This is a genomic window from Pedobacter cryoconitis (genome assembly GCF_014207135.1).
In the GTDB taxonomy this organism is placed as follows: domain Bacteria; phylum Bacteroidota; class Bacteroidia; order Sphingobacteriales; family Sphingobacteriaceae; genus Pedobacter; species Pedobacter cryoconitis_D.
The window spans coordinates 237,749-249,897 of record NZ_JACHCC010000006.1 but is presented as its reverse complement, the minus strand read 5'-3'; the positions used below and the strand labels follow the sequence as shown (position 1 = coordinate 249,897).

Here is a 12,149-nt window from a genome sequence, read left to right as displayed (position 1 = left end):
TTATATTGTCATATTTCAATAATTTAACTCAAATACTATAAATCAGCCACATTTACACTTATATATGTAAATTATAAGAGGGAATATAAATTACTTAGTCGCAAAATGGAAGGAAAGGTAAAACTTGATCTTATTGAACAACATGTCATTGATTTCATCAGAAAACTAAGAGCTGATAAGAAATTGAGACAGGAAGATATTGCCTATATTATTGGTGTAAAAGCTTCTTTCATAGGTAATGTAGAGAATATAAGCAATCCGGCAAAATATAATTTAAAACATATTAATGTATTTGCCGACCATTTTGGCTTATCCCCAAAAGATTTTCTTCCACCTACGGCACTGATCGAAAAAAAGAATAAAAACACCTGATTTCTCAGGGGCTAGTTTATATTTTTCCTAAGTGCATTATACCATTCTGTATAAAATGTACGGTACACCAATATTCTTTTCTCCAGGTTAATTTCTTCCTTTAGCCTTTCATCGAGTAGATTCAGCTTCTCAGCATACCATTTATGGATTTCCAGATGAATAGGAATTTTATTCTTTTTAGCGGTGAGACTCAGTTTCATCATACCGAAAAGGGACATACAGGAGTTAGTTTCCACAAATTCAAGCAGATTTAATGCTCTCTCCCGGGCTAATGAAATTTTACTAACAAAATACTGTAGGATCTGGAATGGAGTTACTCCGTTCATTCTGCATAAAAGATTAAAATCAAACGTCAGTACCAGTGACCGGTATTCATCCAGCTGAAAACTTACCGGATAATTCACTATAGGAGCTATATTGGTCTCCCATTCTTTCATCAGCACAATACTTTCCTTCATTTTATCAATTGTAGAGAGATAAGGGTTATCATTCAGATCGCCCAGTAACAAGATATACTTCAGAGATATCCGCTGTACTTTTTTATCTGTCACAGCCTCTACGACAGCACCAGTTTCCTTTTTACAGTCGACTATAATACTTGTAGCCCATAAAGATACGGCCTCCATTTCACCGCCATTAAACGCATAAAAAGAAACCCTGTTAATGAAATATTGAAGCACCTCTTCATGTTTCAGGTTGCTGATTGTACAGGCCACCCTGAAATCTTCCGTAAGGGCTAATTGATCTCGTCCTTTCGAGTCCATAACATTTATTTTAATTTACTCACGGTTGTAACCAGGTCCGTAACTCAGGAACATCTTTGTGTATTTGTTGCATTAGACAGGTATTCCGGACAAACCTACCTTGCTAATTACTAATTCTATTCAATGCACTAAACCATTCCTGATAAAAAGCATCATAATTTTTCATCCTGTTTTCAAAATTATCTTCTTCATTTTGTTCATCATCCAGTTCCAGTAGCCGGAGTCCATATTTCTTATACATCTCCTGCTGGGGCAGTACCCGGTCTCTAACTGATTCATCATGACCAACCAGAAGTAACAGGAAAGCTGTACTGGGATCGGTTTTCACAAAATGATGAAAATTCGTGGCTCTTTCCCTGGCAAGAGAGACTTTATCAATGAAATACTGAAGAAGCTCCTCTATTCCACTGCCATTCATTCTGCAGATTAAATTAAAATCAAATGTCAGTTTAAGCAACTCTCCGTTAAATATCATTATTTCAGGTTCATAATCGGTAAAGGGAAGCATTTCCGAAGACCACTCATCCATGATTAAAATACTCTGGAAGGCCGCCGTACTCGAAAGAAACGGTTCATTCAGGTTCAGGGATGTCAGCTTTTTAATATACTTTAGGGAAATTTCCTGTATTTCAGGAATAGTTACCTGGATAATCTCTCCACCATATTCTTCCTTAAAATCTATACAAACTGTGGTTGCCCAAAGATAGGTTACATCAATTTTACCACCAATAAATGCATAAAATGAAACATGGTTAATAAAATATTGCAGCAATTCTATGGGCTTCAGATTATTGATTTTACAAGCAATAGTAAATTCCCGGGTATAATTGAGTTTAATTTGTCTTTTTGTCTCCATCTTATATTCTTCATTATGATTTAAACATAAAAACAGGTTTCTTTCTCTTGAAAAGATGAAACTTTATTCGGTCTGCAAAAACCTCAGAAATAGCCATATTCAGTTCAGTAAAGAACTTAGTCCTCTAAAATAATAGTTTTGATTAAAAACACAGAAACATAGGGTATATTTTTTCTAAATCAAAATAAATTTAACTCCGTAATTAATCCAAAGCACCCATTTAACAACACTGATACACAATAAATTGAGATTAAAACAAACAAATTAAATCTCTAAAAAAAAATTCTAAACAACGATTATAAGGTAAACAAATTAACTTTATTGAATGCACTGTACAAACATGGCTTCAATGGCTGCCTATAATAAAAAACAACTATAATCATGGAAAATCCGGCAGTTTCTAACTATAAATAAGTATAAAAAAAATATTTGATGAATTTTAAACAGGCTCTTACTGAATTAATTACTAACTTAAGGGCTTAGTTTCCTGATAAGATCTGATAATTACACAAACAGACGTTAATAAACTAAAATTACATAGCTAAATTTTATTGCCAGATATAAATTGAATGAAATACAACGGTCTCCCCGATAATTTGTTGGTAGATTTACTAAAAGCTAGTGATGAACTGGCATTTAAAGAGATTTACACCCGTTATTGGAAGGGGATTTACAAAGCCGCATATGCAAAAGTATATCACAAAGAGCTGGCAGAAGAAATAACCCAGAATTTATTTGTTGATCTCTGGAAAAGAAGGGAGACAATCGCCATAAACTCCCTGGATAATTATTTATTCGGAAGCCTGAAGTATAGTATCATTAATCATTATAAATCTCAACTGGTTAAAGAAAAATATCAAATCCATCTCGACAATCAGCAACCACCCGTTACTAATAATACTGATGATTTAGCTATCCTGAATGATCTGTCTAAAGCCTTTAATGAAGGGATCTCACTTCTTCCAAAAAAAACCGGGGAAGTATTCCGGTTAAGCCGTATTGATAACCGCTCTACGAAAGAAATTTCACAGGAATTGAATATATCGGAAAAGGCCGTTGAATACCATATTACGCAGTCTATAAAAAGTATGCGGTTCCACTTAAAAGAATACCTCTTTTTGCTTCTCTCTTTATTTTTCTTTCACTAAGAGCCTGTTTAATTTTAAAAATATACTGATTCGTTTTAGGGATAAAGCCGGTTAAACTTACATATAGTTTAAAGGCATAACCAGATGAAAAGAAAAGCCCTTCATTCCTTATTAGAGAGATATCTGCAGAATCAATGTTCTGCAGAGGAACTGATTGTGGTGGAGAGATTATATGCTATGCTGGATAAGGACGATCTTGAGGAGATCTATCCCAATGAGTTTCCGACGCTCGAGCAAAAATTATGGGATAGGATCAACCACGAAATCTATCTCACTGATGAAGATCAACCGGTGATCAATACACTAAAACCGACTAAACGCCTGTCATTAAAGATCTGGTTTACTGCCGCTGCCATTTCAGCAATTGCATTGTTTACAGGATATCTGTTCCTGACCAGCCATCAGAGCCCTCAGTTTCTGAAATTTCAGGCACAGGCTGGTATATTGGAAAAGAAAAATGAGACCGCCCTGCCACTTCAGCTGGACCTGGAAGATGGTAGTATAGTTGTGCTTCAACCTCATTCATCCCTATCCTACCCACAGCATTTCTGTGCTAAAATGCGCGAGGTATCACTACAGGGAGAGGCCTATTTTTTGATCAGTAAGAACCCGAAAAGACCATTTTTCGTTTATAACAAGAAGGTGATTACACGGGTAGTAGGGACCAGTTTTGTGATTAAAACCAATCTGGATTCGGATCAGACACAAGTAATTGTAAAAACCGGAAAAGTGGTTGTATCACTGAATGAAGACAGGCATTTAAATCTTAAACATTTATTTGCTAAAGAGAAGAAGGTCGTGCTTACGCCCAATCAAAAAACAACTTATTCGGCTGGTGCTGATGATTTCCAGACGACCCTGGTAGCAGATCCTGTTCCACTAATTCCGGTCTATACCCACACCGTGAAAAACATTTATTTATTTGATGACACCCCATTGTCAGCTGTACTGAACACACTACAGTCTGCCTATGGAATAGATATTATAATTGAAAACCAGGAACTCTATAATAACACATTTACCGGAGATATTTCCAAACAGAGTTTATACAAGAAGCTAGATCTGCTCTGTCATTCCCTAAAGGCACATTATGAAATATCAGGTACTAAAATAATTATTAAAACTAAACCCTGATTGCCTATGGCCTGACAAAATTACTAACCAAAAATCTTCAAAAAAAAGGCTGACAAGTTCCCCAACATTGTCAGCCAATAATCTCTGTACGAAATTTTCACATTAACGAACAAAAACTTCTAAAGGTATGAAAAAAAAGCGATTTGTTGCTTTAATCAAAACAGCAATGCGGATATCCATGACTCAAATCTTTCTTGGCATTTTATTTACATGCGCCTCATTCGCCAGGAATGCCAGTGGGCAGGAAATATTAAATAAAGAAATTTCTATCCATATAAACCACGGCCAGATTAAACAGATTCTGGCAGAAATACAAAGCCAGACCAACGTAAACTTTATCTATAGCTCGACTATGATTAAAGCACAGCGTAAAATAAGTATTAAAGTGGTCAATAAGCGCTTGGGACAGGTTCTGGATGAGGCTCTAAATCCTTTAAACATTTATTATAAAGTAGAGGATAATCAGATTTTGCTTTATGAAAAAGAGGTTCCGGGATTGAATCCTGCACAGACTTCAAAACAAGATCAGGTTACCCTGAAAGGTAAAGTAACTTCCGATAAAGGAGAACCATTACCAGGTGTGAGTGTAAGTATAAAAGGGACAAAAAACGGAACAACAACTGATTCAAATGGAAATTATGCAATTATTTCAACCAGCGCTGAATCAGTATTGATATTCTCCTATATCGGCTTCAGGACAAAAGAAGTTCCGGTAAATGGACGGACAGTAGTCAATGTCCAGTTAACTGAAGAACTCACTTCATTGGGAGAGGTAGTTGTCGTAGGCTACGGCACACAAAGAAAAAAAGACCTGACAAGTGCCGTTTCGGTAGTCAATGTCAGCGAGATGGTCAAACAACCGACAGCTTCGGTAAACAATCTTTTACAAGGTCAGGCTTCAGGTGTTACCGTTCTGGGATCGGGCCAGCCCGGAGAAGAGCCTCAGGTGAGGATCAGAGGTGTAAATACATTTGGAAACAATAATCCTTTGTATGTAGTTGATGGTATACCTACACAAAGCATTGCTGATCTTAATCCAAATGATGTAGAGACCATGCAGGTATTAAAAGATGCAGGCTCAGCTTCAATCTATGGTTCAAGGGCCGCCAATGGAGTGATTGTGATTACCACCAAAAAAGGCAAAGGTAAAGTAACTGTATCATATGATGCTTACTATGGGACACAACGTCCAAAAGGTGGTAATGTATGGAATGTACTAAACCCTCAGGAGATGGCAGACCTTAAACACCAGGCCATGGTCAATTCGGGAGCAACTGATTTCAGAGATTCTCTGTATGGAAATGGGCCGACCTATATACTGCCAGATTACATCCTGCCAGCAGGCGCAAAGGAAGGTGATCCAAGAGCCAATCCCGCGTTGTATAAACTAAAACCATTTTACACTTCTGCCAACGAATACAACAGTTTTTACAGAATTACAAAGGCCAATAAGCAGGGAACAGACTGGTATCATGAAATTTTCAAGCCTGCTGCAATTACCAGTCAGAACGTCGCCATCACAGGCGGATCGGATCAGGGTAATTATCTCTTCTCTGCCAATTATTTTAATCAGCAGGGAACATTGATAGATACCTATCTCAAAAGATATACAATTCGCTCAAACAGCCAGTTTAATGTAGGTAAACATGTAAGGGTAGGTGAAAATCTGGCTTATTCGATTACAAACAATCCTCAGATCGCTGGTTTAAGCGGAGACAACGCAATTGGTCATGCTTTCAGGGAACAACCTATCATCCCGGTAAAAGATATCAATGGGAATTATGCAGGATCTTACGGTGGTAACCTTGGAGATGCTTATAATCCGGTCGCCATGCTCGAGCGAACCAAGAACAACAAATCACAACAGAACCGCCTTTTTGGAAATGTATTTGCCGAAGCCGATCTGACTGACTTTCTGACTTTACGGACACAGTTTGGCGGTGAAAATTACTCGGGTGCTACACGGGCTTTTGTATATCCGATGTATGAGAATGCAGAGAACTCTACAATTAATTCTTATTCAGAATCTGCTTTAAGCGGTTATAATTATAGCTGGACAAATACATTATCATTTAATAAGGTTTTTGATAAACATCGTATTAAAGCATTGGTTGGAACGGAATACTATAAGGAATACACCAGTGTTTCGACAGGTTCGAACCAGGGTTATTTTTCTTTTGATCCAAACTATACCACACTGAGCACAGGTAGTGGTCCAATGAAAACAACAAGTGACCGGACGGCGAGTGCCTTATTCTCCCTGATTGGAAGAGTAGATTATAGTTATAATGATAAATATCTGCTGGGGGCGACCATCAGACGCGATGGTTCATCAAAATTTTTGGAACATGTCTACGGATGGTTTCCTGCAGTCAGTGCAGGATGGAGGCTTTCACAAGAAGATTTTCTACACCAGGTAAAATGGATTACTGATCTGAAAATCAGAGGTGGTTATGGAATCATGGGAAATCAGTTGAATGTAAGTGGCGGAAACTCATTCACTACTTTTGGAAGTGCTATAGGCACCTCTTATTACGCTATCGGTGGCGGGAATAGTATTGTATCTGGTTTTTATCAGAATCAAACGGGTAACCCTGGAGCAAAATGGGAGAAAAACATCAATTCAAATTTTGGTTTTGACGCCAGTCTGTTTGGTGGACATATAGATATTTCAGCCGATTATTATCGTAAGGATATCCGGGATCTTTTATATAATCCCGAGACCATCGGTACCGGCGGAGCATCAAAACCTCCTTTTGTGAATATCGCAAAGATGAAAAACAATGGCTTTGATCTCTCAGTCTCCGGTAATACACAGGTTAATACCAGCCTGAAACTGAATGCAACTGCTACAATCACAACCTACCACAATGAAATTCAAAAAATCTCTAACGGCGCAGATTATTATGATGTGGATTCCCGCCGTTTCGACGGAAGTAATATCATCCGCAATGCAGTCGGACATTCTATCAGTCAGTTTTTCGGCTATAAAGTAGATGGTTTCTGGAATTCACAGGCCGAAGTAGATGCTGCCAATAAAAAAGCACAGGCCGCTACAGGGGACCCGAATGCAGTTTACCAGACCGATATCGGTGTCGGGCGTTTCAAATATGCAGACGTCAACGGAGATGGCCGTGTCACAGCAGATGACCGTACGTTTTTAGGAAATGCGAACCCCAATTTCAGCTACGGGATAAATCTGGGTGCAACTTACAAGAACTGGGACTTCAGTGTATTCTTTTATGGCGTTCAGGGAAATTCTATCTGGAACCAGGTTAAATGGTGGACAGACTTTTCCCCTTCTTTTGGCGGGGCTAAAAGTAAAACAGCCTTATACGATTCATGGACTCCGCAGAATCATAATGCTAAGGCCCCTATTCAGGAAACAGCAAACTCATTCAGCACTAATGCTGTCCCAAATTCTTATTTCGTAGAAGATGGTTCTTATCTGAGATTAAAGAATGTTCAGATCGGCTACACATTTAACACCGTGAAATTGCAGAAAGCAGGAATAAGTAAGTTAAGGGTCTATTTATCGGGAGCCAATCTGTTTACCATCACTAAATATTCGGGTGCAGATCCTGAGATCGGGACTTCGAGCGAAACCGGAAAATCAACGGCTTACGGCGTAGATGATGGTTCCTACCCTAGTCAGCGGACTTTCTTATTAGGCTTAAACTTATCCTTTTAATCACCCCCGGGTTTAAAAATATTAAAGATGAAGAAATCTACATTTATTTTGTTAACTGTACTGGTCTTTACAGGGCAATTATTTTATTCATGTAAAAAAGCATTAGTCCAGCCTCCTTTAGGTTCTGTAACTGAAGAATTGGTGGCCAATAAAAATGGAGTAAATTCACTGCTGATAGGCGCGTATGCTGCACTATATGGAATGCAGGGTAATAATCAGGGGCTTGGTGGCGGAGATGCCTGGCAGGCTTCACCCAGTAACTGGGTTTTTGGTTCAATAGCGGGAGGTGACGCTTCAAAGGGTAGTAATGGTGGTGATCAGCCTGCTATTGATCCTATTGCTAATTTCTACTCTGACCCTAATAATGCTTTCTACAATGGAAAGTGGAAAGCATTGTATGAAGGTGTCTCCCGTACTAATAACGTATTGAAATTTTTAGCGAGAGCAACCGATATCAGTGCGGAAGAGGGAAAATCTATAGCTGGTCAGGCCAGGTTTCTAAGAGCACATTATTATTTTGAGCTCAAAAAACTATGGAATACAATCCCATGGATAGATGAGACTACTATTGATTTTAACCAGCCGAATAATACCGATCTATGGGATAAAATCAATAGTGACTTCAAATTTGCCTATGAAAACCTGCCAGCTACCCAGCCCGAAATCGGGAGAGCTAATAAATGGGCAGCAGGAGCTTATCTGGCAAAATCCTATTTATATCAGCATAAATACGCAGAGGCTAAAGCCCTGTTTGATGTGGTTATACCTTCGGGAGCAACCAGCAGCGGTAAAAAATATGATTTAAACGCTTCCTTTGAGGATAACTTTCTGCCAGGCAAAGAGAACAACCCTGAGGAAGTATTTACAATTCAAATGGCAGCCAATACTGACCCTTCAGGACCTTCAAGTGGCAATAACGGTGATATGCTCAACTTTCCATACGGAGGTAGCCCTTTTGGCTGTTGCGGATTTTTCCAGCCATCTATAGATCTGGTAAACCGCTTCAGAACCGATGAGGTAACAGGTTTGCCCTATCTGACCAATTACAATGATTTCGCTGTTAAAAATGACATGGGTATACCAGGAGGTTCTGATTTTACAGCAGATACCGGAACACTCGATCCCAGGATAGACTGGACAGCCGGAAGACGTGGCATCCCTTATCTGGACTGGGGAAATTATCCAGGCGCAGCATGGATCAGAGATCAGTCTTATGGTGGACCTTATGGACCAAAGAAAAATATATACTGGCAAAAAAATGCTGCCACAGATGCTGATATGACCTCATGGGCTCCAGGATCAGCAATCAATTACCTGGTGATCCGTTTTGCGGATGTATTGTTAATGGCTGCCGAATGTGAAGCGCAGATTGGAAGCCTGGCCACAGCGCAGTTATATGTAAACAGAGTAAGAGCCAGGGCCGCAAACAAAGACGGCTGGGTATATAAATACAAGGATGATTCTAAACCTATGGACGGATTCTCTGCTATTCCCGCTGCAAATTATAAGATCAGTGAATATCCTGCCGGAGATTTTGCAAATAAAGGCAAAGATTATGCACTAAGTGCTGTTTATTATGAGCGTAAAATAGAATTGGCTATGGAAGGTCACCGCTTTTTTGACCTCGTGCGCTGGGGGCTTGCGGAAAAAGAATTAAATGCTTATTTCAACTACCAGGGTAAATTAACGTCAGATGTGAGAAGAGGAAAATTCACTACCGGTAGAAATGAATACTATCCTATTCCTCAACGCCAGATTGACCTGAGTGTTTCTGGAGGAACGACAATACTGAAACAAAATCCTGGATATAATTAATCAAAAAATCAACAAGCAACCTCTTTTGTTAATATCTTTAAAAGAGGTTGCTAATCAACCTGATAAACCAAATCAAATATGAAACCACTCGCAGAGCGCTTTCTTTCCTTAGATGTATTTCGTGGCATGACTTTATGTTTCATGATCATTGTCAATACACCAGGAAGAGGAGCAAATCCTTTTGGCATGCTATTGCATGCATCGTGGCACGGATTTACCCCCACAGATCTGGTTTTCCCTTCTTTTCTTTTTGCAGTAGGGAATGCCATGAGCTTTTCTATGAAAAGATTTAGTCAGATGGATAATGCACAGGTACTCCTGAAAATATTTAAGCGTACTATTTTAATCTTCCTGATCGGTTATCTGATGTACTGGTTCCCTTTCTTTAAATATGACAAACAAGGCCATGCCTTTTTTGCGGTAATTGAGAACACGCGTATTATGGGTGTTTTACAAAGAATAGCGTTGTGTTTTTGTATTGCTTCGCTGATGATCCACTACTTATCAGGAAAAACGGTCATCTGGCTGAGCGTTCTTTTCCTGGTAGGCTACTGGATTATTTTACAGGTTTTTGGAGACGCAGGGGCTCAGTTTACCATGATGGGAAACATTGGTTCTTACATTGATAAATCTGTATTGGGTGAATCTCATTTATATCACGGAGATTTTTTCCATGGTAAACATGTTGCTTTTGATCCTGAAGGGATATTAAGCACAATCCCGGCAATAGTGAATGTGGTTATCGGCTATTTCGCCGGCAAATTTATTCAGGAAAAGGGAAAGGGATATGAGAGTATTGCAAGACTCTTTCTGGTCGGGAGCTTACTGGTTTTAATTGCCATATGCTGGAATACAGTATTCCCTGTGAACAAAAAATTGTGGACAAGTTCATTTGTTCTGTTAACCTGCGGACTAGATCTGATGATTATTGGCGCACTGTTATATATCATAGAGGTTAAACAGTCTACGCAATGGACAAAGTTTTTTGTAGTTTTCGGAAAAAATCCATTGTTCATTTACATTGTTTCGGAGGTTTTGCTGACCGCAGCGGATCTGATTAATCCAAAATTTCCCTTCACCAAATGGATCAATTTAAATTTTTTCCAGGTAGTAGCCCCAGGACCGGTAGGCTCCTTATTATTTGCCCTTTGCTTTATGCTGGTTTGCTGGCTGGTAGGTTATATCCTTGACAGACGCAAAATATACATCCGTGTATAATTCTTAATTCACAAGTTATCCACATAAAATGTGGATAACTTGTGAATTAAGAACATCCTGTTTTCTGGTTATCCTAAAGCCACGTTTTTCTCAAAAAACGCAACCAGTTATCTCTCATCAGGTTTTTCACATCCTGTTCCGTGTACCCTCTTTTGTGTAAAAGGGCAGGAATCTTTTGCAAGTCCGAAATGTTTTCCACATCGTAAGGGCACTGCTCTCTGCCAAATGCACCATCCAGATCTGAACCTATACCAATATGAAGGGTATTCCCTGCCAGCTGACAGATATGGTCTAAATGATCAATCATCACCTCCAGGTTACAGTTCGTACTTACCGGTGAAGATGTCCCGCGAACCCAGCCAGGAACCATCATCCAGGCATCTAATGCCAGTCCGATAACTGCTCCCCGCTCTATCAGTGCTTTAATTTGTTCATCGCTGTATTGCCTGTTATGGTTAACTAATGCCCTGCAATTATTATGTGAAGCCCAAACTGCTCCGTTAAAATGAGCTAAGGCTTCCCAGAAACTATCATCGCATAGATGTGTAGCATCCAGAATAATATTTAAGCGCTCCATTTCCCTCAGCAGTTCGTGCCCCCTGGGGCCCATCAAACCTGTAGCATCTGTTCCTTGCGCATACCGGCCCGGACCATAATGCGCAGGCCCTACAGCCCGTAATCCATAAGCATAAGCACGTTCCAGGTGTTCAATAGTAACGATAGAGTCCGCTCCTTCCAGACTTAAAATATAACCAACGGGTTTCTTCACATCTGGTAAATCACTTTCCCATAATAAAACATGTTTTTCCAGGCTTTCGCGATCATTGATCTGTATCATCTCACCAGCTTCTTCCATTGCTTTATACCAGGCCACCTGCCCCTGAGTCTGAGCCCAGGCCTGTTCAGGAGAATGCCATCCGGGTAAATTGTTTCCTGGAGCCACATAACGGGCAATCTGGGTAGCCACCACCAGACCGATTTTCCCTTTTCTCAGTTCGGGTAGGGAAACTACAGCCTTAGCTCTGTCTGGTTTATCTGTTAATCCTTGTTCTCTTTCGTTAATAGTTGAAACTGGCAGACGTAGATCACGATTCCATTCCAGCGCATTCATACTTAAATCAAGATGTGCATCTATGGTAAACATTGGCTCA

General features: G+C 39.5%; 9 protein-coding genes. 6 read left to right on the top strand and 3 right to left on the bottom strand.

Annotated elements, in window-relative coordinates:
* Positions 1-105: 105 nt before the first annotated feature.
* Positions 106-372 carry a helix-turn-helix domain-containing protein gene (locus HDF25_RS12865; RefSeq protein WP_184625289.1) on the top strand — a complete coding sequence of 89 codons (267 nt, stop codon included), beginning with the start codon at positions 106-108 and terminating at the stop codon, positions 370-372.
* Positions 373-383: 11 nt separating this feature from the next.
* On the opposite strand, the gene HDF25_RS12860 is transcribed toward HDF25_RS12865, so the two are convergent.
* Positions 384-1,136, bottom strand: coding sequence for a hypothetical protein (locus tag HDF25_RS12860; RefSeq protein WP_184625287.1), 753 nt, complete (start codon positions 1,134-1,136; stop codon positions 384-386).
* 103 nt (positions 1,137-1,239) lie between these two features.
* A complete protein-coding gene (locus tag HDF25_RS12855; RefSeq protein ID WP_184625285.1) occupies positions 1,240-1,992 on the bottom strand; it encodes a hypothetical protein in 753 nt (250 codons plus the stop codon).
* Between the two features lie 569 nt (positions 1,993-2,561).
* Between HDF25_RS12855 and HDF25_RS12850 the strand changes: the two genes are divergently transcribed.
* The 5 genes from HDF25_RS12850 to HDF25_RS12830 all read left to right on the top strand — a co-directional run bounded on the left by HDF25_RS12850 (position 2,562) and on the right by HDF25_RS12830 (position 10,998).
* The gene (locus tag HDF25_RS12850) at positions 2,562-3,140 is read left to right on the top strand and encodes an RNA polymerase sigma factor (protein WP_184625283.1); all 579 of its coding nucleotides are present in this window, start codon (positions 2,562-2,564) and stop codon (positions 3,138-3,140) included.
* 84 nt (positions 3,141-3,224) lie between these two features.
* Positions 3,225-4,274, top strand: coding sequence for a FecR family protein (locus HDF25_RS12845; RefSeq protein ID WP_184625281.1), 1,050 nt, complete (start codon positions 3,225-3,227; stop codon positions 4,272-4,274).
* A gap of 127 nt (positions 4,275-4,401) precedes the next feature.
* Complete coding sequence (locus tag HDF25_RS12840; protein WP_184625279.1) at positions 4,402-7,965, top strand: TonB-dependent receptor; 3,564 nt, start codon at positions 4,402-4,404, stop codon at positions 7,963-7,965.
* Between the two features lie 27 nt (positions 7,966-7,992).
* Positions 7,993-9,780: a RagB/SusD family nutrient uptake outer membrane protein gene (locus HDF25_RS12835; RefSeq protein WP_184625277.1), complete on the top strand. Its 1,788-nt coding sequence runs from the start codon at positions 7,993-7,995 to the stop codon at positions 9,778-9,780.
* A gap of 78 nt (positions 9,781-9,858) precedes the next feature.
* The gene (locus HDF25_RS12830) at positions 9,859-10,998 is read left to right on the top strand and encodes an acyltransferase family protein (protein ID WP_184625275.1); all 1,140 of its coding nucleotides are present in this window, start codon (positions 9,859-9,861) and stop codon (positions 10,996-10,998) included.
* A 73-nt stretch (positions 10,999-11,071) separates the two neighbouring features.
* On the opposite strand, the gene HDF25_RS12825 is transcribed toward HDF25_RS12830, so the two are convergent.
* Positions 11,072-12,142, bottom strand: coding sequence for a dipeptidase (locus tag HDF25_RS12825; RefSeq protein ID WP_184625273.1), 1,071 nt, complete (start codon positions 12,140-12,142; stop codon positions 11,072-11,074).
* Positions 12,143-12,149 lie beyond the last annotated feature (7 nt).